Origin of the sequence: Pedobacter ginsengisoli, assembly GCF_002736205.1 — a bacterium.
Taxonomy (GTDB): domain Bacteria; phylum Bacteroidota; class Bacteroidia; order Sphingobacteriales; family Sphingobacteriaceae; genus Pedobacter; species Pedobacter ginsengisoli_A.
Genome location: NZ_CP024091.1, coordinates 707,161 through 731,991, shown reverse-complemented (window position 1 = coordinate 731,991; position 24,831 = coordinate 707,161). Strand labels below are relative to the sequence as shown.

Here is a 24,831-nt window from a genome sequence, read left to right as displayed (position 1 = left end):
TGATCATGAAACAATTATCGCTCTTTCTCCTATCATTATTTATTTCAACTGCTGTTTTAAGCCAGGATAAAAACCAGATTAATGGCTTAATATCTGAAGGGGTTAAACTTCATGACGCCGGTAAATTTGAAGAGGCTCTTGGAAAATATAAAGAAGCATTAAAGCTAGACCCTGATAATTCAACAGCGAATTATGAAATTGCCTACACGCTTTTCAGTTCTAAATCTGACAAAGATGCCATTCCATATCTGAATAAGATAATTGAAGGGAATGCTACTAACAAAGGTGGAGCTTATGATATGTTGGGTAGTATTTACGATAACCAGGGAAAAACTGATAAAGCTATCGAGTATTATAAGCTTGGTATAAAGGCACAACCTGAATATCAGGGTTTATATTTTAACCTTGCAATAACATATAGCCGACAGGGTAAAAATGAAGAGGCGTTACAATGTTTAACTAAATCATTGCAGTTAAACCCAAAGCATGCCAGCAGCCACAGATTATACGGCTTAATTAACATGGCTGATTCTGGTAACAAAATTTGTGCATTACTTGGCTATTGCAACTTTCTGATACTGGAACCAAATAGCCAGCGCTCTGTTAAAGCTTATCAGGATGTTACATCAATTCTCAGTTCCGGAACCACTAAAAAAGATGGTGTAACCAACATTACGATTAACCATAATGCCGCTGAAAAGGACCCTGATTTAGGTGCGGCAAGTCTGGCCTTATCAATATCTTCACTTTCGCCCGAAATGGCTGGTTTAACCGGGGCTGATCAACTAGAGCTACAACTTAAAACCATCTTTGGAATTGTTGGAGAACTTTCTGAAAAGAAAAAGGAAAAGGATTTTTTCTGGTCTTTTTATGCAGATTATTTTTATAAATTATCTAAATCGGAATTTATGCCATTAATAGCGCGCATTATAAGCTTTAGCTCGAATCAGGAAGAAAAGAAAAAATGGATAACAGAACATGAACAGCTTTTAACTGACTACTCTGTTTGGGAAGCTGCAAACTCACATAATTGATATCTTCAATAGTATAATAAAAAAAGAAAGCCCCGGAATACTTGTATTCCGGGACCTCATCGCCCTCACCTATCACCTTTAATCGTGATAGATTCAACTCCCTTAAAAAAGAATATCAACTATTCCTTTTAATCATTTACGTAATTGAGCAACAAAGGGTTGCCACAAATACACGGAATTACTTTATGATGACTAAAGTTTATTCTCCTGCCCATTTTAACATTCTTTAACATACTTTAACATTCCTGAATCAGCTAACCTTCAATGTTTTAGTTATTTTTACTATTAAGAAATTACCCTCAAACTATGAACCGATATCAAAAAATTAACAATCTTGTAGGCTTCCTCCTTTTCCTTTTTGCCGGAGTGGTCTACTGGCTGACTATGGAACCAACTGTAAGTTTTTGGGACTGCGGAGAATTCATTACCGCAGCCGATAAATTACAGGTGGGCCATCAGCCTGGCGCTCCCTTGTTTCTTATGATAGGAAAACTATTTTCCTTATTAGCTGGCGGCGATACTACAAAAATTGCTTACTGGATAAACTTTAGCTCTGTAATTTTTAGTGCAGCTACTGTAATGTTCCTGTACTGGACTATTACCCTGATCGCAAATAAACTTTACACAAAGGAAAAAACAATCGCAGATACACTTACCGTTATTGCTACAGGTGTAGTTGGTGCATTGGCATTTACCTTTTCCGATACCTTTTGGTTCTCAGCCGTTGAATCGGAAGTATATTCACTTTCTATATTATTTACCGCAATTGTATTCTGGGCAATTTTAAAATGGGAACAGCATACCGATGATCGCTGGTTAGTGCTTATAGCATTTGTAATTGGTTTATCTATAGGGGTTCACTTATTAAGTTTATTGGCCATTCCGGCTGTGGTACTGGTTTATTACTTTAAAAAAACAGCAAAACCAACAACCTTTGGCATTATTAAAGCAATAGCTGCTGCAGGTGTTATATGGGTAATAGTTCAGTTTGTAATTATTCAATATTTTGTATTGTTTGCTGCCAAGTTCGACTTGTTCTTTGTAAACACACTGGGTTTTGGTTTCGGATACGGTGCTATGGCATTTATACTACTTTTGGCTGGCAGTATCAGCTTTGCCATTTACTACTCCATTAAACATAAAAAGTACAACCTTAACCTGGGTATGATATGCCTTACGTTTGTGTTGTTCGGCTTCAGCTCTTACTTTTTAATCATTATAAGGGCAGACGCAAAACCAAGTTTAAACCTTTCAAATCCTGATAATGCATTTGCACTATATGGATATTTAGGCCGTACAAATTATGAGAAAACACCTCTTTTATATGGGCAAACTTTTGATGCCAGACAAATTAGTGGAAATGAAACATTCACTAAGTACAGAAAAGGAAAAGAAAAATATGAGGTTTCGGGAAAAGGTGTAGATATTGAATATGATAAAAATCTATTGTTTCCGAGAACATATAGTGACAAACCAGGTCATATAAATTTTTACAAGCAATGGCTAAACCTTGCCGATGGACAAACACCTTCCTTTGCCCAAAACCTAAAGTTTTTTGCATCTTATCAGGTAGGTTTTATGTACTGGCGCTATTTCTTCTGGAACTTTGTTGGTCGGCAAAATGACAATCAAGGTCAGGGTGGCTATAGCGAGGGAAACTGGATAACCGGCATTAAATCACTGGATGCTGTAAGGCTCGGAAACCAAACTAATCTGCCTCCAAGTATAGTTGACAATGAAGGATTCAACAGATTTTATGGTTTACCATTAATACTAGGTATTGCTGGCTTGTTCTTTTTGTACCGCAGAAACAGGAATGACACTCTGGTAATTACCACACTATTCTTATTTACAGGTTTAGCCATCATAATTTATTTAAACCAGGATCCCCTACAGGTAAGAGAAAGGGATTATGCTTACGTGGGTTCTTTTTATGCCTACGCCATCTTTATTGGGTTTGGGGTATTTGCTATCAGGGAGTGGTTATCGCGCTTTAATGCACCTAAATTGAGTCTGGTAGTAGCTTCTTTGGTTGGCTTGTTGGCTGCACCGGCAATTATGGGCGTTCAGGGCTGGGGAGATCATGACCGCTCTGGCAAAACAACTGCTCTTGAATGGGCCAAAAACTACCTTAACTCATGCGCTCCAAATGCCATATTATTTGTTACGGCTGATAATGATACGTTCCCACTATGGTATGCCCAGGAAGTTGAGAGAATCCGTACAGATATCAGGGTGGTAAACATTCAATATCTTTCTGATGATTCTTATATCAATCAGATGAAATTAAAATTGAATAATTCGGCACCCCTGCCGGTTAAAATGCCAACAGAAAAATATGTAAATGGAGTTAGGGATTATATTCAATATGATGATTTTGGGATTAAGGATAGTGTGGAACTTAAAGACCTGTTATCGGTACTAACCTCTGATGAAAAAAGCGATATGTTACCATTAACCGATGGTAGCTTCGTGAATTTCCTTCCTACTAAAAACTTTAAACTCACTGTTGATCCCGATCAACTGATAAAAACACATACCATTTCTGCTAAGGACAAAGATAAAGTAGCCAAACAAATGGAATGGAATTACAATAAGAACATCATGTTCAAATCAGACCTGGCGTTATTGGATATCATTGCCAACAACAATTGGGAAAGACCAATATATTTTGAATCAAATGTATCTGAAGATACTTATGTTGGCTTGGGCAAATACCTTTACCTTGAAGGATATGCGCTGCGTTTACTTCCTTTTAAAGTTGACCCTAATGATACGCGAGACAAACTGGAGAAAACCAATAGCGATTTGATGTACGATAATCTGATGCATAAATTTGATTTTAAAGGCTTTAAAACGGCTAAATACATGGATCCGGAAAGCAGAAGAGTTGCGCAAAGCTCCTGGACCGCTTATAACTCCCTTACAACTAACCTTGTAATGGAAGGAAAAATGGATAAGGCACGTAACATTCTGGTGAAAAGTGTTAAAGATATCCCTCTTAAAAGTTATTCGATTGATGATTCAATAAACAGATTTCAGACCATTCAAAATATGTATGCTTTAAATGAGATTAAAGCAGCCAATTCACTAACAAATGAAACCTTTGAATTTTTAAATAAAGAGCTAACCTATATCGCTTCGTTAGAACCTGAACGATTTAATGCCTATATAAGAGACATTAAGTTGGGCATGTATGTATTAAGTAACCTTCATAGAGTTACTGAAGGTTATAAGCAAACTGAACTGAGCAATAAAATTGGTAAGAAGTACGAAGAACTGTTGGCCAGATTTAGTTAATAAAAACAGAAAAGGGGCCTATAGGCCCCTTTTCTGTTTTATGTTTATTTATTACTTATTAGGTTGTGGTGTAGTTCTTAAATAAGGTTTAATCACTTTATGCCCTTTAGGGAACCTTGCAGGAATATCTTCTGTTTTAATACTGTTCATTACAACAACATCTTCGCCGTCTTCCCAATCAGCAGGAGTTGCAACACTATAATTTGCAGTAAGCTGCAATGAATCAATCACTCTTAATACCTCGTTAAAATTACGTCCTGTAGAAGCAGGATACGTTAGCATCAATTTAACTTTTTTATCAGGAGAAATGATGAACAACGAGCGTACAGTTAAGGTTTCCGAAGCATTCGGGTGAATCATGTCATATAAATCTGCAATTTTCTTGTCCTCATCTGCAATAATAGGAAACTCAACATTTGTGTTTTGAGTTTCGTTAATGTCTTTAATCCAGCCTTTATGAGACTCTGCAGAATCAACACTAAGTGCCAATACTTTAACATTTCTTTTTTCAAACTCTCCCTTTAAAGATGCAGTACGTCCAAGTTCTGTTGTACATACCGGGGTATAGTCTGCAGGGTGAGAAAATAAAACTCCCCAGCTATCACCCAGAAAATCATAAAAATCGATGTTACCTATAGAAGTTTCTGCCTTAAAATTGGGAGCTGCGTCCCCTATTCTTAAACTCATAATTATATTTTTTAGTTAAAATAAAAGTAAATATTAATGTCTACAAGTTAGGTATACTATTTAAAATAATTCTCCTGTTTTTGTAATAAAATTAATATCAGGAATTTTGCTGCCTAAGTGTTTGTTAAACTGTTTAATAGTATAATCGGCCAGAATTGGAGTATCCTTTTCATCGTGCTGATGCAAAAAGAAGTATACTTTTTCCAGCCCTTTATCTAACCATTCTTTAATTCTAACTACCCAATCGTCAATTCTTGCAAAGTCAGAATCCTGATGAGCTGATCCATTTCCAACAAAACGGATAAATATTTCAGGTATTGTTAATTCCATATGCACACAATCTCTCCTTCCGCTCGCATCAGTTATTACCGCTCCCTTATTTAGCTTTGCCAACATATCAAATACCTGGCTTCTATTTGCTTCTTCTAAAAACCATCCTTCGTGCCTTAACTCTACAAAAACAGCCAGATCGATAGGTAGGTATTTCAAATACTCTTCCAAAACAGGCAAACTTTTAGGCGTAAAGTTATCGCCAAGCTGCAAAAAGCATGGCCCTAAATACTGCCCAAACTCTGAAATGCTTGCCAAGAAAAGGTCTGTTGGTACTTCCGCATCTTTAAGCCTTTTAATATGGCTGATTGTTCTTGAAAATTTAGGACAAAAAATAAAGCTATTGCTTGAGTTATCTTCGGCTTTGGCTTTCCATTTCTTAATTAGCTCTGCATTAGGGATACTATAAAAAACTGCATTCAACTCTATAGAATTGAAATGTTTTACATACTGATCCAAAAAATCGGCTTCTTTGGTTTTTGGCGGATAAATCATATTTAACCATTCCTTTCTGCCCCACTTAGCGCAACCAATATAAAACTCGGGTTTTTTAGCAGGCTTACCTTTCAACAGCGTTTTCGAAGTCTGTAAACCATCTTGTGGTAGTGTAAAATCTACATCTTTTATCTGGCTATCTGCTACCTTTCCAAAATCCATATTAATGTATTGTTTTTTGCAATTTATAATGAACCTTAAAAGTAGCTTAATTACCTTAGTTAAAAAAAGTAAAACGCTATGAAATATTTTTATACGATAGGTCTTCTAGTTCTATCAAATAGTTTTATGACCCTTGCGTGGTATGGGCATTTAAAATTCTTTCCAAAAAACTCTGCCTATTCTCCCTCTTTATGGACAATTATTCTGCTAAGCTGGGCAATCGCTTTTTTTGAATATTGTTTTCAGGTACCTGCAAACCGCATTGGTTCATCTGAATTAAGCGGACCCTTTTCGTTAATGCAATTAAAGGTACTGCAAGAGGTAATTACACTTATTGTGTTTGTTATTTTCTCGAGCCTGGCATTTAAAAACTTTCACTTCAATTACAATCACCTTATCGGATTTAGCTTACTTATTGGAGCTGTTTATTTTATTTTCAGGGCTTAATTCATGAAAATCTCTAAATAAAAAAGCCTGCATCAAATTATGATACAGGCTTTTTTATTTTAAGTGTTAGTTACTAGTTATAACCTTTAATCATGAACACGTAGTCTTGAATTTTAGACACTTGTTTTGATGGTTCTAATTTCGATAATTTACTCTTTCTAACAGAAGATATTCTTCCTACAATAGAGTCCTGAGGGATAGAGCTTAATGCTTCCTGAAGGAACTTTGCTTTTACAGCAAAAGTTGCTCCATCGGTATAGCTTTCTTTAGCATTGATTATGCCTATTACATTTCCACTATTGTCTAACAATGGTCCACCACTATTACCAGGGTTAACATCAAGAGATAACTGATAAGCTAAAGTATCGCCGTTAAAACCGCTTTGTGAACTTAAATAACCTATTCCTAACACTACCTCATCTTTAGGATAACCAAGTGTGTAAACAGACTCCCCAAGCCCAACTTTTCCCTTTTTCAATGAATAAGGTAAAGAACCTAATGAGAATTTTTTATCTCTGATTTTTAGAATAGCAATATCGTTAGTAGGGTCTTTGTAGGTAATGTCAACTTTATAAAGGTCACCTTTATTGTTCTGAACATAAACTGTATCAGATTTTTCGATTACATGATAACTTGTTAAAATGTATCCGTTAGAAGAAATTGCAAAACCGGTACCTCCAAATTTCACAGGTTTAACAGGAACTTTTGAGTTCTGACTGGATTTTACATCTCGGATCAGGTTATTTGTAGAACTTTTAAGCTTGCTTAGCTCAGCACTCATTTGTTTATAGCTACCTGTTTGCTCTGTAGTTTGCTGTATAGAATAGATGGTAACAATTGTTAATAATATAAAAGAGGCTGCCACAGCAATTGCTGATTTATTTTTACGCCACATATTAACAATAAACGAAGGATGCGGCCCAAGCTTTCTGCTCAATGCATCAACATCGATCTGATCATGCGCATAATCCATCTTGTTTTTCAAATCAAGATTTGATGCATAATCTTTTAATGAATCCAGAAAAACCTTGTGCGCAACAACTTTATGATCAACAGTTGGATCATTTAAACGTAGTTGCTCAAAAGCGGCTGCTTCAGCTTCAGTAAGCTTACCATTAAGGTAATCTTCAATTATGCCCTCTAACTCTATTTCGTTCCTCATATCACGATTGAAAAAATAATTTCTTTAACCTTTGCAAGCACTTATATTTTTGTGTTTTTGCGTTATCGGTATTTGTATACCCAAACTTTTCACAAATCTCCTGCATGGAAAGGTTGTTAATATAAAAGTCCTGAATAATGGTTTTGCAGGGTTCACCTAAATGGAGGAGTGCTTCTTGCATTTTATCAAATTGCTTATCCTTCTCTTCATGCTGTTCAACATCCTCTTCTATCGCTATCACATCCTCAAAGTCAGAAACGTTATTGGTTTTCTTGCTTTGCTGTGCCAGCTTCTTTAACCAAATTCGTCTGCAAACTGAGTATATATATGTTTTTAGTTTACTGCTTAACTCAAAATCTCCGCTTCTAATTTTATTATATAAAACAATTATGCCTTCCTGATACACATCTTTTGCATCATCCTCATCACCGTTATTATTTAATATAAACTGTAAAACCATCGGAAAATACCCCGTATACAATTTATTTAGCGCTTCTTCTGAGTTATTTAAGACCCCTAAAACTACCTCTCTATCTGTTGGAACTGAACTGCTTAACTTATTACTCACCAATTAATACATTTAAACGTGAATGGTAACCCAATGATAACAAAAAAAAATACTTTTTTTATTTCTTCATTAATACGGCAATATTATAAAGAGTAACCCAGTAACCACGATTAAAATATTTTTTATTTTTTTTCAATTAGGTGGGTTACCTTTTAAACTTTGCTGTATTAAGTGTAAAATTAATTAATTATTTAAAATAGAATTAGAATGAAAAACGCATTTAAATTTGGCTTTTTAGCTTTAGCAATCTCTTTATCAGTAGCAGCTTGTAACTCTGAGAAAAAAGGTGAATCTACAGATACTACTGTAACTGATTCTTCTACTGTTGTTACTCAAGTTGACACTAACGTAACTGATTCAGCTGTAAAAGATACAACTGTAACTACTACTACTACTGCTACTGACTCAGTTAAACACTAGTCATTATTTAAAAAATAAAAAAGGCTTTGGAATCTCCAAGGCCTTTTTTGTTACCCAAAGTTTTGCTTTTCAGCAACCTTACTTCATTAAAAGGCTAATAAATGCTACATTTGCGCTTGTAAAAACAAGTCAAATTCATGAATTTATCTCCTCTTCAAGCCATTTCACCTGTTGATGGTCGTTATAGAAACACTACGCAAAGCCTTTCTAAATATTTTTCAGAGTCAGCATTAATAAAATACAGAGTATTTGTAGAAATTGAATACTTTATTGCACTTTGTGAAACCGGCTTGCCAGGTTTAAAAGAATTCGACAAATCTATTTACGGGAAATTACGCTTAATTCATGAGCAGTTTAACGATAGCGATGCTCAGGAAATTAAAGACACTGAAAAAATCACCAACCACGACGTTAAAGCGGTTGAATATTTTATAAAAAAACAATTTGATCAATTAGGTCTCGAAGCTTATAAAGAATTTATCCATTTTGGCCTAACATCTCAGGACATTAACAATACTGCTATACCTTTTACCATTAAATTAGCTTTAAATGAGGTTTACTATCCTCAAATAACTGAGCTGATTGCTAAAATAAAAGACTTAGCTGCTGAATGGAACGACGTACCTTTACTTGCCCACACCCATGGGCAGCCTGCATCACCTACTAAACTTGGTAAAGAGTTTATGGTATTTGCAGAGCGTTTAGAGGTTCAGCTAAACGGCTTAAAAAGCATCCCTAACAGCGCAAAATTTGGTGGCGCAACGGGTAACTTTAATGCACACCATATTGCCTATCCTGGTGTAAACTGGGTAGATTTCTCTAATAATTTTGTAAATGAGATATTGGGCCTTTCGCGTGCTCAATATACTACTCAAATTGAGCATTACGATCAGTTTGCTGCGCAATGCGATGCTTTAAAGAGAATAAACAACATTATTATTGACCTGGACAGAGACATCTGGACTTACATTTCTAAAAATTACTTTAAACAAAAAATTAAGGAAGGCGAAGTTGGCTCATCGGCAATGCCTCATAAAGTAAACCCTATTGATTTTGAAAATGCAGAGGGTAATGCAGGTATAGCAAATGCTTTATTCGAATTTTTTGCTGCTAAATTGCCAATTTCACGTTTACAAAGAGACCTTACAGATTCTACAGTGCTTAGAAATGTAGGTGTGCCTATTGCCCACACTTCAATAGCTATTGCATCAACATTAAGAGGCTTAAACAAATTATTATTAAATAGTGAGGCTATTGAGGCAGATCTTGAAAACAACTGGGCGGTAGTTGCTGAAGCAATTCAAACAGTTCTTAGAAGAGAGGCCTATCCTAATCCATACGAAGCGCTTAAAGACCTTACCCGCACCAATCAGAAGATTACTGCTGATACTATGGCAACTTTTATTGATGGCTTAAATGTGGATGATCAGATTAAACAGGAATTAAAGAAAATAACTCCTTTTAACTATACAGGCGTATTTTAGATTTAATGACCTAAAACAGACACCAATACCTTAATTAGCACCGGTGAATTATTTATTTTTGTAGAAAAAATAAGACAATGACTATTAACGTATATACTGAACAAACTCCTAACCCTGCTACAATGAAATTCATGGTCAATAAATTATTGATCAATGGCAGTGAGGATTTCGCAACTAAAGAAAGTGCTGAGCACTCTCCTTTCGCAAAGGAACTGTTTAAGTTCAACTTTGTTAATGGCGTTTTTTTTGCAAGTAACTTTGTAACCATTACAAAAACAGAGGGTGTTGAATGGCCGGATATCGAACCAATTCTTAAAGAATTTGTTAAAGGTGCTGTTGAATCTGAATATAAAATTAAAGAAGAAACTGACGAGACCCCTACTTTTGAAGGAACGGATCTTGAGATCAAGATACAACAAATTCTACACGATTATGTTCGCCCTGCGGTTGAACAAGATGGTGGTGCCATTAGCTACAAATCATTTGATGATGGAATAGTAACTGTTGAACTTAGAGGTTCATGCAGCGGATGTCCTTCTTCTACCATTACTTTAAAATCAGGAATCCAGAACTTATTACAGCGCATGGTTCCCGAAGTAAAAGAGGTTGTATCTGAAGCTTTGTAAGCTCGGTTCAAACAAAAAAGAAATGGCCTGTTTCAATATGAAACAGGCCATTTCTTTTTTGTTTTCTTTTTAACTATTAAAACTCCGCTTAATAGCCTCCAATATTTCACCATCAACCAAACCATTTGTAGCCAGAATTTCCCTTGCTTCAATAAATTCATTGCCTCCGGTAAAGTTTAATATATTTCCTCCGGCTTGCTGTACCAGATAAGCTCCGGCCGCAACATCCCAGGCGTTAAGGTTATACTCAAAGAAAGCATCAAACCTACCGCAAGCAACATAAGCCAAATCAACCGCAGCTGAACCTATACGTCTTAAACCATGGGTTTTCTGCATCATTTCTCCAAGCAGCTGCATGTATTGCGCCTGCTTTTCAAACTGATAATAAGGAAATCCGGTAGCCAGCAGACAATCCGACAAGGCTGTTCTTGGAGAAACCCTGATCACTTTATTATTTAAATACGCTTCTCCACCCTTATATGAATAAAACATCTCTCCACGGTTTATCTCGTAAACCACACCAATAACAGGCTTATCCTCTTCGTACAAGGCTATACTTATAGAATAAGTAGGAACCCCGTGAATAAAATTAGTAGTACCATCTAACGGATCTATGATCCAGTTATACACAGCACCTTTACTGTTTATCGTTTCTTCTTCTGTAGTAAAACCAGCTTCGGGAATCAGTTTGGCTAAATTTCTAACCAATAATTTCTCCGCATTCTTATCTACATAAGAAACCATATCATTTAAGCCTTTAAACTCGACAGCACCTGCATCGAAGTTCATCGACTCTTTTCTTATAAAATTGCCTGTTAAACGGGTAACAGCAATTACCTTAGAACATATTAATTCGTAATTCAACTCAGAAACAGATTTTAATAATTAGCCAGTTTTTCTTTGTTCTTATATGAATACAGAACAAGAGCCAAACCAGACAAAAACAGGATACTTGAAATTAACTCTGCCTGTGTAAAATGTATACCGGCAACATTATATTTAGTGTTTACTCTGATCAATTCAACAAAGAAGCGCTCAAGGCCATTTAACATTAAATATATACCAAACATCATTCCCGGAGATTTAATGCGGTCACGGATCTTCCATAAGATCAGGAACAATATAAAACATACAATTACCTCGTATATAGGTGTTGGGTATACTGGCTGAGGCAATTCGTTACAGAACCTGCCAACACAACCCGCTATAGGATTTCCTTCGTTAGCAACGTTATTTGGATAGGTATAAGCCCATAACCAATCCGGAAGCCATGAAACTGGCTTGGCATTTAAATTAGGAATTCCCCAATCGCCATCGCCAGACATGTGGCAGCCAATTCTACCTACGCTGTACGCCAACATCATCCCAGGCCCACCAATATCAAGCATATGCAATACTTTAACATTATTTTTCCTGGCTATATATAGTACTGCGGCACCGCCACAAATTAAACCACCGTAAAACGTAAGGCCACTAAATGACAACAAACTGCCAATAGGATCTTTCACAAACGAATCCCAATGCTCCAGATTGTCGAATATCTTTGCTCCTAAAAAGCCCCATACTGCAGCCCAAACTATAAGGGTGCCCATTAATTCGTATGGATGTTGTGTTACTTCAACAGTTTTTGGCTTCGGTAATTTATGTGCATTTTTCTCTTTGTAATCCCAGTAAGCAAATAAACCTGCAAAAAACAAACCTCCAAGTATATTACCTTTTAATGAAAGCAGAACCGTTTGGGCATCACTAACAAATAGCTGATAGTTTACCAGTGCGTAAACCAATTTATATCCAATAAGGAAACCAAATATCCCATTATAAACAAGCTCTGTGGTAGAAGCAGGTTTACCAACAGTAACAGTTTTTTTAATTGAATGAAGAATACCCAGAGCCTCTTTACGTTTAAATTCCTGAGTAAAAGCCCAATAACCTGCAATAAAAGCTAAAGCAACAAAAACACCAAATGTATTAAACGGCAACGGGACCTGAATACCGAAAAGGTATTCTAAAAAATGAGATACAGTAGGAAACATACGTACAAAAAAGTTTTATGCGAATATAGTATTAATGCGCTAAAACTTCTTCTGTTTCGGCAACTTCTACTTCGCCATCGGCGGTAAGCTCAATAAGTTTTACGGTTTTGATTTCATTTACCATTACCGGATCATATTTAGCTTTAACTTTTACATAGTTTTTAGTAAAGCCATGCATAAAACCGTTCTTTTGATCGTCTTCAAAAAGCACTTCGCCAACTGAACCAATCTGAGATTGATAAAAGGCCCTCCTCTTTTTATCAGAAAGGATATGAAGCATTTTACTCCTGTCGGCCCTGGCACTTCCTGCAACAACACCTTTCATCTCAGCAGCAGCTGTCTGCTCGCGTTCAGAATAGGTAAATACATGCAGGTAAGAAACATCAAGCTCATTTAAGAACTGATAAGTATCCAGAAAATCTTCATGGGTTTCGCCAGGAAATCCAACAATCACATCAACCCCGATACAGCAATTAGGTATTAATGCCTTAATTTTAGCTACACGTTCTGTATAAAGTTCTCTTTGATAACGTCTGCGCATCAAACCTAATATTTTATTAGATCCTGATTGCAGAGGGATATGAAAATGAGGTACAAATCTTTTAGAAGTAGCCACAAATTCAATAATTTCATTGCTTAACAGGTTCGGTTCGATAGACGATATTCTTATTCTTTCTATTCCTTCAACCTCATCAAGCGCTTTTACCAGGTCAAAGAATTTATCTTCTCTTTGTCCGTTTCTTATTCCAAAATCGCCAAGGTTTACCCCTGTAAGTACAATTTCTTTAACACCACTTTCTGCAATTTGCTTAGCACGATTTACCACATTTTCAATGGTATCACTTCTGCTGCCACCACGTGCCAATGGTATAGTGCAATAGGTGCATGGGTAATCACAACCGTCCTGTACTTTTAAAAATGTACGTGTTCTATCACCTATTGAATAGGCAGCAATAAAATTATGATTAACTTTTTCTATGTTTTGCTGATGAATAACGGCTTTAGGTTGTTTGGTAAGATCAGAAATATACTCAACAATCCTAAATTTCTCTGCAGCACCAAGCACCATATCAACACCTTCAATTTCGGCAATCTCAACAGGCTTTAACTGAGCATAGCAGCCCACTATTGTTACATAGGCATTAGGCGAGTACTTTAGTGCCTCTTTTACAACCTTACGGCATTTTTTATCAGCATGTTCAGTAACAGAACAGGTATTTATTACATATACATCTGCCCCATCAGTAAAATCAACAACGCTATATCCGGCATCAGTAAACAGCCTGCCTATTGTTGAAGTTTCAGAGAAATTCAACTTACAACCTAGTGTATAAAATGCAACCTTCTTCATTCAGTGTTCCTAACAGCCTGCAAAGATAGGAAAAAACTATTCATTCCAGCGATAACTATCCTGCTCCAGCCCAGCAAGATCTATTACACGGCTTACCACTGTTTGGGCAACCTCTTCTATAGTTTTAGGCAGGGAGTAAAAAGACGGGCTTGCCGGACATATAATCCCCCCTGCCTCTGTTACCGTTTTCATATTATTGATGTGAATAAGGCTAAAAGGAGTATCTCTAACCACTGCTATTAATTTTCTTCGCTCTTTTAATACAACATCTGCAGCTCTTGAAATTAAATCGTTAGAAATTCCTTGTGCAATCCGGCCCAGAGTGCCCATTGAACATGGAATAATAATCATAGTGTCAAACTTTGCCGATCCTGATGCAAATGGTGCATTAAAATCCATTTTAGGATAAAAAGTAAAAGGATAATTCTCGTAATCCTGATTCTGAAGTTCAAAGCGCCACACTTCTTTGGCATTGTCAGACATCACTACTCCTACCTTCTCAATCTGACCCGACAATTGCAACAAACTATCTAACAGTAATTTAGCATAAACAGATCCGCTGGCACCAGTAATTGCGACAATAATTTTCTTCTTCCTCATAACGCAGATAAAGATACGGGAACCTTAGAAAACAAAAAAGGGCCGAAAAATTAATTTCGACCCTACATCTACCTATGAAAAACATACCCCCGAAAGGGTAAGCCCAAATGTAATTATCTTTTTGAATAAATGAAAGTTTAAACATACTTTTTTCTCATCTTAATTAGAATATTATTCCGAACTCCGAAAATCCGGTTAATAAATTATTTAACAGAGAAAAAATCTGTTCCTTTAAGTGGTTTCCAGTCGCCATCTTTATATCTCATTTTTAAAGAAAGTATGCGTTCCTTACCTGCTTCTCTCAAATAATAAATCTTTACCGGATGGTTGCCTGCTTTTAAATAGACACGCTCAGTTTCCTGACTTACAGATTGGTAACCAAAATCTGCATCAATTAGCTCTGCCTCATGAATTCTCATGTAGGCTTTTCCGCTGGCCTGTAATGAAAAGCTATACTCACCATCATTAGGCACCTTAATAAAACCTTCTAACAAAGTCATACCCCCGCTTGATTTTGGCACCTCGTTTCCTAAATGTTTGCTCACCCCTTTCGAAACTTCAGTTAATCCTGTTTCTAAAACTACGTATGGAAAATTGCCCTTAAAAAACTTCCATGATAGCCCTGTGTATGTTTTATCTAAAATTTCTACTGCCGGAATTTCAGCCTTATCATATGGTCTTGGGGCTTCAAGATCAGCTTTTCTTACCTGCAGCGATTTTGCTTTCATTTGCGCCTGCAGTTCATTACATGAAGGTATTGAGGCCAGATTAGTAGTTTGCTTCGGATCGCTTACAATATCATATATTTCAAAATCATCATCTGCTGATTTTACATCATAACGTACACCAACAAAATCTCCGAGACGGATCATTTGCATCTGTCCTCTTTTCCTACCTCTTCTGCTGGCCTCAAACTCTTTAAAATCGGGTGTTTTACCACCTTCAGAATACTCGGAATAAATTAAACTTTCTGCCTGGCTCCCTTTACCGGTTAAAGATGGAACCAATGATACTCCATTTGTTCGGGCCGGTGCGTTTATGCCTGCAACATCTGCAAAAGTCGCCATCCAGTCTGATAGCATACTTGGCGATACTACTACTTTGCCAGCAGGAATGTGCTGCGCCCAGGCAACCAGTGTAGGCATCCTTAAACCTCCTTCCCACACGTCCCTTTTTATCCCATCAAACGGACCATAACTCGAAAAAAACTGTGGACTGTTGGGTACATACCCGACAGGTAAATACGATTCTATAGATGGACCATTATCAGAAGTAAAAACAACAATTGTATTATCTGAAATTTTCAGGTCCTCTAAAAGCTGCAGGATATCCCCTACTGCGTCATCAATTCTTCGGGTAGCAGTAGCGTATCGTTTATAGGTATCAGGCCATTTCGTATTTTTATAATCAGGGTGCACATAAGAATCTACTTTACCAGATGCAGTGTTTATCATATTACCTGGGTTTCCAAGCCACTGTAAACCTCCTTTCAAGCCTTTGCCTTCAGGATAAGCCTGTGTAGGTAGCTCTAAAACGGCATGAGGAGAATCGTAAGCCAGAAACATAAAGAAAGGTTTTTCGGGTCCTTTAGCCGTTTCATGATCAACTATCCATTTCTTAGCCTTTGCAGTCCATAAATCGGTAGTGTAGCATTTACTTAAATCGGGAGCTACATTTTTATAATTATCCCACACTTCTTTTTTGCCCCTATAAACTCCTTCAAAAGGATAGTGCTCATGCCCATCAGCATGGCGCATATAGCCATAGAAATCATCGAACCCCCTTTTTTGAGGATGCGCAGGCCAGTTAGGTTCATCTTTTGTTTCGCCTTGCAAGCCCCATTTTCCAATCGCAGCGGTAGCATATCCTGCAGTTTTCAAAACAGTGGCAAGGGTGTGGTTATTTTCTATTTGTTTATCGAACTGGTTGTCGCGTACCTTGGCATTGCCTTGATTAACCCCTGTTAACAGCGATGCCCTTGATGGTGCACAAACAGGCGCATTACAGTACTGATTGGTTAATTGGGCTCCGCCTGCGGCCATTTTATCCAGATTGGGTGTTAATTGAAACGGCAGTTTCGGATCTGCCTTATCCCTTCTTTGATTCTGAAAAAATACACCCAGATCACCATATCCCAGATCATCTGTTAAGATAAAAATGATATTGGGTTTTGCAGCATTGCTCTTTTTTGATTGCGCGTTAACAAAAGCAGGTATTAGAATAATCAAACCACAGCTTGCTAATAAAAACAATTTCGTAATTCCTTTTACCATTATCTTAAAATGAATATTAATATGCATCAAATATAAGCAACTTAAAAATTTTGGTAATGTATCTTTTATGCTGTTTAATTTACAGTTCTTCACAAGATTAGCTTTTCTTCACACATTCTTCACACCTCCTTCACACCAAATACACAAACAGGTACCTTTTTGTGAAGGATGTGTGTAGAATGTGTGAACTATGTGAGGACCTGGTATAGTGAATTACAAAAAAATACCAGATCAGTTCAGGAACATTGCTTAAACTTTAGCACTAAATAATTGTTATATAAGTTGCAAAACTTAAATTATAGAATCATGGAAGCATCTGAAGACATAAAGTTCACTGTTATGCTTCATAACAACGAACAAGAAAAAATTAAGGTAGAGGTTAAGCATGCAGAAACTACCGATGGGATACCTTACTACGTATGCAATGTAGACGGGAAGGAGTCACAGATCAGAAAAGACGAAAAATGGGAGCAAATATGGGGTTCACTAACTCATAAACAGGTTGATGAGCTGGGTCTTGCCATAAGCGAACATCTGGGCGAATTATAGAACTGCCACCAGCATCACTCCGTATCGCTGCTTAAAGTGATCTTGAATCTGGTCTATCATTTTATTGAACCGTGTTATTTTTGCAGGCAATAAGAATAGCAAAAAATCAACATTGCTTTCATTGTATTTCACATACTCTTCCAGGGCAAGCCAACTCTCGCGCTCCATATCCTCATTGTACTCACCTGTATCTTTAAATACTATTAGCAGGTTTAATCCCTTTTGCCGGCAAAACTCCTTAATCGCGGTTTCCTGAGCTATTACAGGCTCCAGATATGGTGATACCCTTATGTAACCAATTGCATTCATGGCTAAAACTATATTGGCACCTAATTAAGTTCAATTATTTACTAATACCCGCAGATGCCGAAGCTTTTTTATCTAACCCCTTTGTGGTAAAAACCTTTAAAGGATTTTCTAAACATTTATTAATTTGGTTTAACAATGATGCTAGTTCAAAAGGTTTCGCAATAAATGCATTACAACCATAACTGCCAAGAGATAGCAGTACTTGTGAATATGCCGAAAATATAACTACCGGAATGTGGGCAGTTGAAGGTTCCTTTTTTAACTGGGCACATAATTCTCCTCCATTAATTCCTGGAAGTAAATAATCTAACAACACAATATCTGGCACAAAATCTTCCATCAATGAAAAAATATTGCTGGCCTCTTTATAACACCTAACCTTATATCCTTCGTAATTAAATAGTTCCTCTAGTAATTCTATTAATCCGTCGTCATTTTCAATGATCAGGATCTTTTTTGGTACACGTTCTTGCTCTTCGGATAATTCAGTCATACCTTTTAATTAGATAGCTTATAATAACAAACGAAAAAACATCCTGTTTTATTTTTCTTTACTTATGTTTTTGAAATTTAATGCCCATTGCATTGCTTATAAATTAACGCCTTTTAAAGCCAGTATCAAACGTTTGCGTAATTTTGTTTTAGCAGAAAAAACATCAAATAGTAAGCGATTTTTACAAAAAAAGATCAGTTATTTAACAAATTAGGTAATTTTAAAAGATTTTTCTACATTTAGAAATTAATATCTAACCAAATCAAATGAACCGGATCTTGGCCTCAACTTTTAATTAAAGGTTGGGTTAAGTGACCTACATCTGACAACTAAAATTAGACGACGATGAAACCTCAATTGCTTAAAGTAGCTAACAATTCTGTAAACTCATTTAGCGTTCGAAGAGACAGGGTACCTTACATTAATAACCGCTGGCATTACCATGCCGAGGTTGAGCTGATTTACTTTAAAAAAGGGAACGGAACTCAGTTTATTGGCGATAGCATTAAGCGTTTCAGATCTGGCGATGTGGTGCTTGTTGGCGCTCATCTACCCCACTACTGGCGATTTGACGACAATTATTTTAATGACGAAAAAAGCAACGCAGATGTAGTTGTAGTTCATTTTTGCGAGAACTTTTGGGGCAGTTCTTTTTTAAACCTACCCGAAAATAAATCGCTTAAGCTGTTATTGGAACGTGCCCAAAGGGGCGTGCAGGTTCAGGATAAAAGCAAAAAATTAATTGGAGAACTGATAGAATCTATTCTATCAGCAGAAGGCCCCAAACGGATTACTTTACTTATAGAGGCTCTATTGGCTATAGAAAACTACTCGCACAGTAGTTTGTTATCATCTATAGGTTTCCGCCATGATTTTGAAGAAACAGAGAATGACAGGATCAATGCCATTTATAACTACTCGCTAGCTAATTTTAAAAGGAAGATTCAGATGGAGGAAATGGCTGCCGTGGCCAATATTAGCCCTAATTCATTTTGCAGGTATTTTAAATCGAGAACCAGAAAAACATATACTCAGTTTATAAGTGAAATAAGAGTTGGCCATGCCTGCAAATTACTGATAGAGGATAGCATGAACGTTAAACAGATTTGTTATGAAAGCGGCTTTCACAATTTTGCGAGCTTCCACAAACACTTTAAAATTATTACCGGAAAAAGTCCGCTTTCCTATCAGAAATCGTATTTACAAAAATAACACACACATAAAAAAATGAAAAAACTAATAACCCCATTACTATTTGCGGTAATGTTTTTTGGCAAATTAAGCGCTCAGCAACCAGGCGCTAAAGATACCGACGCGAAAAAGCAAAAAATGGAATGGTTTGCTAATGCAAAACTTGGAATATTTATACATTGGGGCATATATTCTGTAAACGGCATCTCTGAATCGTGGTCGTTTTTTAACAACTACATCAATCATGATAATTATATGAAGCAGCTGAATGGCTTTACCGCGGCTAACTATCATCCAGAAGAATGGGTTAAACTGATTAAGGAAAGTGGCGCAAAATATACTGTTATTACTACTAAGCATCATGATGGTGTATCGCTATGGGACACCAAAGGCATTGATGCAACTACAACTTTAAAAAACAGTGCTGCTAAAAAAGATGTGATTACACCTTTTGTTAAGGAAGTTAAAAAAGCAGGGCTTAAAACGGGTATCTACTTCTCTTTACCAGATTGGGGCTATCCTGATTACGATGGTTTTACGAGAGACAGAAAACGGTATAAACTTAATGAAGAGCCTAAACGCTGGGATAAATTCCAGACGTATTTACATACTCAGATGAATGAGATTTCATTAAACTTTAAACCTGATTTGCTATGGTTTGATGGCGATTGGGAACATTCAGCTGAGGAGTGGCAGGCAGGGAAAATTTCGTCGGATCTTAAAAAACATAATCCTAATATTATCATTAACTCCCGTCTGAATCATCATGGCGACTATGAAACGCCAGAACAGGGTATACCGGTATTGAGACCAAATAGCGAGTATTGGGAATTGTGTTATACTATGAATGATTCGTGGGGATATCAGCCATATGATTTTAAATATAAATCGCCAAATATGATTGTTCGCACACTGGTTGATTGTATTAGCATGGGTGGCAATTTATTGCTAGATATTGGCCCGAAAGCTGATGGTACCATTGCTGCTGAACAGGTAAATATTTTGAAAGGTTTAGGAAGGTGGACTAAAAAACATGCTGAAGCAATTTATGGAACACATGCTGGCTTACCGGCTGGTCATTTTAATGGAAAAACTGCATTATCGGCAGATAAAAAGACACTTTATTTATATGCAGACTGGATTCCGGACAATGGGGGCTTATTGTTAAGCGGAATTAAACCGGCTGTTCGCTCTGCAAAAATTGTGGGATCTGATTTGAAAGCGACTTTTGTAAATAACGGAGAGAACATTTCAGTTAAAATTCCTGCTGCCGCAGCTGATAAAGATGTTACGGTAATAGCGTTAAAATTTGACAGCCCGGTTGAGGTTACCAATGAACCTCTTGTTACTTTGAGTTTTAAAGATCTTGTCGATAAAAATGTAGATTATAAAGCACAAATTAACAGCATTGCGCGTTCAATAAGCAATGGCACTAATCCGTTTAAGGATTCTGATTTATCTGCCGATGGTATGGACTTTAAATCTGGCAAAAAAGAATTAAAACCTGAGGTATTTAATTGGGTTACTAAAAATGCAGAAAGTTTATATAAAACCGATAAAGGATTGCCTGAAGGACATTATCAGGGTTTGAGTGCTTTATCTGCTGACAAACAGACCGTATATCTTTTTGTAGAAGGAAAACCTACCGGGCCAATTGCTTTAAAAGGAATTAAGAATAAGATTAGCCGTATTAGAATTGTTGGCGAGGGAACTATGGTTGAGCCGGAAATTTACAACAAACTGTACTGGAGCTCGGTTCCTGGTATTGTTTACATACCACTTCCGACAGATCGACTTGATAAAGATTTAACAGTTGTAGCAGTACTGCTTGATGGCCCGCTTGATCTTTACAGAGAAAAAGTTGGTGCTATTGAAAGCAATTTATAAAGACTGGTTTTACAATAAAAAAGGGAGGGTATCATGATTTAGATACCCTCCCTTTTTTATTTAGCTTATTCTTATTTAACGCTTCTAACGGTAGTATTGCCACCGCCATCAAGTGTTAAACTTACGGGCGCATTGCTGGCCCATGATCCTCTGGTAAAGTCTGGAACATCAACACTACCTGATTTTTTAGACACTGATTTTTTACTTAATGGCACTATACAGCTCCATGATGCAGCATCGTAAACGTTCTGATCAAGAGGTAATCCATTGCGCAAGCAATCAATTAGGCGCCAGTCCATGATAAAGTCCATACCACCATGTCCACCTATTTTTTTACCTATTTCGCCAACATGTTTAATAATTGGAGGGCTATAGGTATCATATAATTTCTTTAATCCATCTTCAGTTACCCATTCTTCGCCAAATGAAATGCGTTCAGGTTCAGGCCATTTACTTGCAAAGCCTTTAGTACCACTAAGCAAGTGGATTCTAGAGTAAATTCTTGGCGATGTTACATCGTGTTGTAACATCATTGTTTTTCCTTTAGCTGTTCTGATGGTTGTGGTATTCATGTTACCACGATAGTTTTTACCTACAAATTGTTTGTAGAAGTCATCTTTTTTAGCTCTTTCTTCAGCCTCATGTGCCATATGAAAATCATTGGTAGACATAGATACCAGATAATCCATTTTATCGCCCCTGTTGATGTTTAAGCACTGTGCAATTGGACCTAAACCATGAGTTGGATATAAGTTACCATTGTAATTTATATTTTCTTTTAACCTCCACATATCGGCATATCCATTTTTATCGAAATTCAATCCCAATAAGTTATGGATATAAGCACCTTCGGCATGGATTAATTCACCAAACATCCCATTACGTGCCATATTAAGCGTTAGCATTTCGAAGAAATCATAACAGCAATTCTCCAGCATCATACAGTGCTTGCGGGTTTTCTCTGATGTTTCTACTAGCTTCCAGCAATCTTCAAGGGTAAGCGCCGCAGGTACTTCTGTTGCAGCATGTTTACCATGTTCCATTGCATAAACGGCCATTGGAGTGTGGTAATGCCAAGGTGTGCAAATATAAACTAAATCCAGATCTTCCTTTTCGATCATTTCCTTCCAGCCGTCTTCGCCAGAGTATTCTTTTGCCTTAGGCAAGCCTTTATCTGTTAAATATTTTTGTGCAGCTGTAGCTCTTGCTGGTAATTTATCGCAAAGTGCCTTGATCTCTACTCCTTCTATATACGACAATCTGGAAACCGCACCAGGGCCTCTCATTCCGAGACCTATTATCCCAACCCTTACTTTATCAATTTTTGGAGCGGCATATCCACTCATATTGAATCTTTGACTACTATTGCCCAGATTTAATGCTGCTTCCAGTTCCTGATCGCTGGGAGCATTTTCGTTGGCAAATGTAGGAAGGCCGATAGCCACAGCTCCGGAACCTATTGCCAGTTGTTGTAAAAACTTTCTACGGTTTGGTTTCATCTTGTGTTTAATATAAGGTTAATTAAGTTTATACTAGCAATATACACAGGTTAAACACAGACTTGAAATGTTTTTTTCACACAAACGGTTGCGTAAAATTTCAATTGGCAATCTGTTTATTAATAAAAGATCCAAGTTTTTCGTAACCCTGTGCATTTGGATGCAATCCATCTGTAAAAAGTTCTTCATTTACTTTTTTGTGGGTATTAAGCAGAAGGTTTCCGGCATCGGCATATTGAACTTTTAAATTGAGGGCCGTTTTAGCGTACAGTAAATTTAGTTTACTTATCCTGCTTTCCATTTCTCTGCGCGGCAATATGCCAAGTACAAGAATTTTTGCCTGGGGCTGTCTTGCCTTTATCGCTGTTATAAGGGTTTTTAATCCTTCAGCTATTTCGGCATCAGAGTTAAATTGCAAATTGTTTGTACCTATCATTAATACAATTTGCTTAGCCGCAAAGCCATCCAGTTCACCATGATAAACGCGCCAAAGCGCATTCTCAATCCTATCCCAGCCAAAACCCATATTTACAGGATTTTTAGCTTTAAAATATTTATCCCACGAGCTGGCACCTCTGGCAATATGAGCTGAAGGTTGTCCAGCCCAAAAATGTGTTATGGAGTTGCCTATAAAAACCAATTGAGGTTGATTTGTTTTATTGTAATTTAATACCTCATTATGTCTTTTTTCCCAATCGTACCCTGGTAATTCACGATACTGGGTAATTGGTTTAGCTGTACTTACATTACCTTGTGGTTGGTTAAATATTTCTTTTATGATTTTCTGGTATGCATTTGCATAGTTCATCATACCTACATCATTGGGATGTACCCCATCCACCATACTTTCTATATCCTGACCTATTTCGTTTTTAGTTAACAGGTATATGTTTTTTATCCCTTTTGCCTTTAATTGCTTAAATGCATCATTTAAGGTAATATTTGGATTATTGTAGTCTGCTTTTCTTTTGGGGCTTATAAGTTCGTCGGTATATCCATCGTGTTCTGTTAACAGAATTGGAACACCCGGCCTTTTGTTTTGCAACTGAAGCACTGAGGTTTCAATGCGTGCCATCAGATCGTCGCTGGTTATGCCAGTGAGATTAGGCAAACAATCTAGTATGTATAATTTAGCCTCAATTTCTGTAAGCAGGGCTATGAGTTCTTTTTCCAGTCGGCCATTTCCTGAAAAGCCAAGGTTAATTACCGGTTGATCCAATTTACGCTGCAATATAGAGGTCCATGCTAAACCAGGTCTGGTTGCACAGGCACCTTGTGCTATCGATGTACCATACACTACTATTGGTTTTTCCTGATGCAGTGGTAATGGTGTAAATGATTTTTCGCCTGGCACGCGAATCTCCATCCATTTTAGGGAATTGTATAATGGCAGGTACAGCGTGTACTCACGATCTGGATTGTTAACCTGCTCCAGATTCCTAAAACGATAAGTAATGGTATCACCAAAAGAAAAAGAACCAGCACTCCATAGCCAGTTGCCATCCCTATCTTTAGCATAAAGATCAACTCCGCTTACACCTGTTGCAGGCATGTGAGGCATCTGTAAACTGCCTTTAACAGCATATTTTACAATTATTTCATCTGAATTCGTACGGAAACGCAGGTTTAGGCCTGCATTATTCTTTGATAGGTTCCATACATCTGAACGAACAATACCTTCTGCTTTTGCCGGCAGACGATCATAATAATCTTTTACTTTTTTTGGCCATCCCTGTCCTTCCAGAACATTCAAAGTATCGTTGGCAGGGTTCCATATCTTGTATTTAGTTTTATCCTGGGCAAAACTTAATTGACTAATTAGAAGAAAAACGGATAGATATATTAGTTTATGGTTCATAATGTAAAGATATCCTACAAATAGATTAATTATCAAAAAAATAATATTCTATTTGTTCACCTTTCTTTTTCAG

Annotated in this window: 22 protein-coding genes; 9 read left to right on the top strand and 13 right to left on the bottom strand. The window is 36.9% G+C overall.

From position 1 onward, the window contains the following. Positions 1 to 5 precede the first annotated feature (5 nt). On the top strand, positions 6 to 1,034 hold the full coding sequence (locus CPT03_RS03005) for a tetratricopeptide repeat protein (protein WP_099437451.1): 1,029 nt from the start codon (positions 6 to 8) through the stop codon (positions 1,032 to 1,034). A gap of 306 nt (positions 1,035 to 1,340) precedes the next feature. Then, the gene (locus CPT03_RS03000) at positions 1,341 to 4,334 is read left to right on the top strand and encodes a DUF2723 domain-containing protein (RefSeq protein WP_099437450.1); all 2,994 of its coding nucleotides are present in this window, start codon (positions 1,341 to 1,343) and stop codon (positions 4,332 to 4,334) included. Between the two features lie 51 nt (positions 4,335 to 4,385). On the opposite strand, the gene CPT03_RS02995 is transcribed toward CPT03_RS03000, so the two are convergent. After that, complete coding sequence (locus tag CPT03_RS02995) at positions 4,386 to 5,021, bottom strand: peroxiredoxin (RefSeq protein ID WP_099437449.1); 636 nt, start codon at positions 5,019 to 5,021, stop codon at positions 4,386 to 4,388. A gap of 60 nt (positions 5,022 to 5,081) precedes the next feature. Beyond that, entirely contained in the window at positions 5,082 to 6,008 is a 927-nt protein-coding gene (locus tag CPT03_RS02990) for a DUF72 domain-containing protein (protein ID WP_099437448.1), read from the bottom strand. Positions 6,009 to 6,086: 78 nt separating this feature from the next. Between CPT03_RS02990 and CPT03_RS02985 the strand changes: the two genes are divergently transcribed. Further along, positions 6,087 to 6,455, top strand: a complete 369-nt coding sequence (locus CPT03_RS02985; RefSeq protein ID WP_099437447.1) for a DMT family protein — start codon at positions 6,087 to 6,089, stop codon at positions 6,453 to 6,455. Positions 6,456 to 6,528: 73 nt separating this feature from the next. Here the strand turns inward: CPT03_RS02985 and CPT03_RS02980 are convergent, their stop codons facing one another. Continuing rightward, positions 6,529 to 7,617 carry a S1C family serine protease gene (locus tag CPT03_RS02980; protein WP_099437446.1) on the bottom strand — a complete coding sequence of 363 codons (1,089 nt, stop codon included), beginning with the start codon at positions 7,615 to 7,617 and terminating at the stop codon, positions 6,529 to 6,531. 1 nt (position 7,618) lies between these two features. After that, positions 7,619 to 8,185 carry an RNA polymerase sigma factor gene (locus CPT03_RS02975; RefSeq protein ID WP_099437445.1) on the bottom strand — a complete coding sequence of 189 codons (567 nt, stop codon included), beginning with the start codon at positions 8,183 to 8,185 and terminating at the stop codon, positions 7,619 to 7,621. A gap of 207 nt (positions 8,186 to 8,392) precedes the next feature. On the opposite strand from CPT03_RS02975, the gene CPT03_RS02970 reads away from it, so the two are divergent. From CPT03_RS02970 to CPT03_RS02960, 3 genes are all read left to right on the top strand, one after another. After that, on the top strand, positions 8,393 to 8,605 hold the full coding sequence (locus tag CPT03_RS02970) for a hypothetical protein (protein ID WP_099437444.1): 213 nt from the start codon (positions 8,393 to 8,395) through the stop codon (positions 8,603 to 8,605). 137 nt (positions 8,606 to 8,742) lie between these two features. Next, the gene (purB, locus tag CPT03_RS02965; RefSeq protein WP_099437443.1) at positions 8,743 to 10,089 is read left to right on the top strand and encodes an adenylosuccinate lyase; all 1,347 of its coding nucleotides are present in this window, start codon (positions 8,743 to 8,745) and stop codon (positions 10,087 to 10,089) included. A 77-nt stretch (positions 10,090 to 10,166) separates the two neighbouring features. After that, positions 10,167 to 10,715: a NifU family protein gene (locus tag CPT03_RS02960; RefSeq protein WP_099437442.1), complete on the top strand. Its 549-nt coding sequence runs from the start codon at positions 10,167 to 10,169 to the stop codon at positions 10,713 to 10,715. A 69-nt stretch (positions 10,716 to 10,784) separates the two neighbouring features. Here CPT03_RS02960 and CPT03_RS02955 read toward each other — a convergent pair whose 3' ends face one another. The 5 genes from CPT03_RS02955 to CPT03_RS02935 form a co-directional block, all read right to left on the bottom strand. Further along, a complete protein-coding gene (locus tag CPT03_RS02955) occupies positions 10,785 to 11,579 on the bottom strand; it encodes an inositol monophosphatase family protein (protein ID WP_099437441.1) in 795 nt (264 codons plus the stop codon). A 14-nt stretch (positions 11,580 to 11,593) separates the two neighbouring features. Further along, positions 11,594 to 12,748, bottom strand: a complete 1,155-nt coding sequence (locus CPT03_RS02950) for a prolipoprotein diacylglyceryl transferase (protein ID WP_099437440.1) — start codon at positions 12,746 to 12,748, stop codon at positions 11,594 to 11,596. A gap of 31 nt (positions 12,749 to 12,779) precedes the next feature. Then, entirely contained in the window at positions 12,780 to 14,099 is a 1,320-nt protein-coding gene (gene mtaB / locus CPT03_RS02945) for a tRNA (N(6)-L-threonylcarbamoyladenosine(37)-C(2))-methylthiotransferase MtaB (RefSeq protein WP_099437439.1), read from the bottom strand. A 36-nt stretch (positions 14,100 to 14,135) separates the two neighbouring features. After that, entirely contained in the window at positions 14,136 to 14,699 is a 564-nt protein-coding gene (locus tag CPT03_RS02940; protein ID WP_099437438.1) for a UbiX family flavin prenyltransferase, read from the bottom strand. A gap of 203 nt (positions 14,700 to 14,902) precedes the next feature. After that, on the bottom strand, positions 14,903 to 16,972 hold the full coding sequence (locus CPT03_RS02935; RefSeq protein ID WP_172954128.1) for a sulfatase-like hydrolase/transferase: 2,070 nt from the start codon (positions 16,970 to 16,972) through the stop codon (positions 14,903 to 14,905). Positions 16,973 to 17,311: 339 nt separating this feature from the next. Here CPT03_RS02935 and CPT03_RS02930 point away from each other — a divergent pair, with 339 nt between their 5' ends. Next, positions 17,312 to 17,521, top strand: coding sequence for a hypothetical protein (locus CPT03_RS02930; protein WP_157766331.1), 210 nt, complete (start codon positions 17,312 to 17,314; stop codon positions 17,519 to 17,521). On the opposite strand, the gene CPT03_RS02925 is transcribed toward CPT03_RS02930, so the two are convergent. After that, positions 17,516 to 17,830 (bottom strand): recombinase family protein, encoded by a 315-nt coding sequence (locus tag CPT03_RS02925; protein ID WP_099437435.1) that lies wholly within the window; start codon positions 17,828 to 17,830, stop codon positions 17,516 to 17,518. The genes CPT03_RS02930 and CPT03_RS02925 overlap by 6 nt on opposite strands. Positions 17,831 to 17,864: 34 nt before the next feature. Continuing rightward, positions 17,865 to 18,323 carry a two-component system response regulator gene (locus CPT03_RS02920; protein WP_099437434.1) on the bottom strand — a complete coding sequence of 153 codons (459 nt, stop codon included), beginning with the start codon at positions 18,321 to 18,323 and terminating at the stop codon, positions 17,865 to 17,867. A 345-nt stretch (positions 18,324 to 18,668) separates the two neighbouring features. Between CPT03_RS02920 and CPT03_RS02915 the strand changes: the two genes are divergently transcribed. Both CPT03_RS02915 and CPT03_RS02910 read left to right on the top strand, forming a co-directional pair. After that, the gene (locus CPT03_RS02915; protein ID WP_099437433.1) at positions 18,669 to 19,535 is read left to right on the top strand and encodes an AraC family transcriptional regulator; all 867 of its coding nucleotides are present in this window, start codon (positions 18,669 to 18,671) and stop codon (positions 19,533 to 19,535) included. A 15-nt stretch (positions 19,536 to 19,550) separates the two neighbouring features. Then, positions 19,551 to 21,401: an alpha-L-fucosidase gene (locus tag CPT03_RS02910; RefSeq protein ID WP_099437432.1), complete on the top strand. Its 1,851-nt coding sequence runs from the start codon at positions 19,551 to 19,553 to the stop codon at positions 21,399 to 21,401. Positions 21,402 to 21,472: 71 nt separating this feature from the next. Here CPT03_RS02910 and CPT03_RS02905 read toward each other — a convergent pair whose 3' ends face one another. After that, entirely contained in the window at positions 21,473 to 22,900 is a 1,428-nt protein-coding gene (locus tag CPT03_RS02905) for a Gfo/Idh/MocA family protein (RefSeq protein WP_099437431.1), read from the bottom strand. A 100-nt stretch (positions 22,901 to 23,000) separates the two neighbouring features. Next, positions 23,001 to 24,758: an SGNH/GDSL hydrolase family protein gene (locus CPT03_RS02900; RefSeq protein ID WP_099437430.1), complete on the bottom strand. Its 1,758-nt coding sequence runs from the start codon at positions 24,756 to 24,758 to the stop codon at positions 23,001 to 23,003. Positions 24,759 to 24,831: the final 73 nt, after the last annotated feature.

Coding starts and splice junctions, on each gene's coding strand:
- CPT03_RS03000 (WP_099437450.1), top strand. CDS start 1,341: ATGAACCGATATCAAAAAATTAACAATCTTGTAGGCTTCCTCCTTTTC.
- CPT03_RS02940 (WP_099437438.1), bottom strand. CDS start 14,699: ATGAGGAAGAAGAAAATTATTGTCGCAATTACTGGTGCCAGCGGATCT.
- CPT03_RS02950 (WP_099437440.1), bottom strand. CDS start 12,748: ATGTTTCCTACTGTATCTCATTTTTTAGAATACCTTTTCGGTATTCAG.
- CPT03_RS02935 (WP_172954128.1), bottom strand. CDS start 16,972: ATGGTAAAAGGAATTACGAAATTGTTTTTATTAGCAAGCTGTGGTTTG.
- purB (WP_099437443.1), top strand. CDS start 8,743: ATGAATTTATCTCCTCTTCAAGCCATTTCACCTGTTGATGGTCGTTAT.
- CPT03_RS02915 (WP_099437433.1), top strand. CDS start 18,669: ATGAAACCTCAATTGCTTAAAGTAGCTAACAATTCTGTAAACTCATTT.
- CPT03_RS03005 (WP_099437451.1), top strand. CDS start 6: ATGAAACAATTATCGCTCTTTCTCCTATCATTATTTATTTCAACTGCT.
- CPT03_RS02970 (WP_099437444.1), top strand. CDS start 8,393: ATGAAAAACGCATTTAAATTTGGCTTTTTAGCTTTAGCAATCTCTTTA.
- CPT03_RS02920 (WP_099437434.1), bottom strand. CDS start 18,323: ATGACTGAATTATCCGAAGAGCAAGAACGTGTACCAAAAAAGATCCTG.
- CPT03_RS02980 (WP_099437446.1), bottom strand. CDS start 7,617: ATGAGGAACGAAATAGAGTTAGAGGGCATAATTGAAGATTACCTTAAT.
- CPT03_RS02925 (WP_099437435.1), bottom strand. CDS start 17,830: ATGAATGCAATTGGTTACATAAGGGTATCACCATATCTGGAGCCTGTA.
- CPT03_RS02960 (WP_099437442.1), top strand. CDS start 10,167: ATGACTATTAACGTATATACTGAACAAACTCCTAACCCTGCTACAATG.
- CPT03_RS02995 (WP_099437449.1), bottom strand. CDS start 5,021: ATGAGTTTAAGAATAGGGGACGCAGCTCCCAATTTTAAGGCAGAAACT.
- CPT03_RS02990 (WP_099437448.1), bottom strand. CDS start 6,008: ATGGATTTTGGAAAGGTAGCAGATAGCCAGATAAAAGATGTAGATTTT.
- CPT03_RS02930 (WP_157766331.1), top strand. CDS start 17,312: ATGCTTCATAACAACGAACAAGAAAAAATTAAGGTAGAGGTTAAGCAT.
- CPT03_RS02910 (WP_099437432.1), top strand. CDS start 19,551: ATGAAAAAACTAATAACCCCATTACTATTTGCGGTAATGTTTTTTGGC.
- CPT03_RS02905 (WP_099437431.1), bottom strand. CDS start 22,900: ATGAAACCAAACCGTAGAAAGTTTTTACAACAACTGGCAATAGGTTCC.
- CPT03_RS02985 (WP_099437447.1), top strand. CDS start 6,087: ATGAAATATTTTTATACGATAGGTCTTCTAGTTCTATCAAATAGTTTT.
- CPT03_RS02900 (WP_099437430.1), bottom strand. CDS start 24,758: ATGAACCATAAACTAATATATCTATCCGTTTTTCTTCTAATTAGTCAA.
- mtaB (WP_099437439.1), bottom strand. CDS start 14,099: ATGAAGAAGGTTGCATTTTATACACTAGGTTGTAAGTTGAATTTCTCT.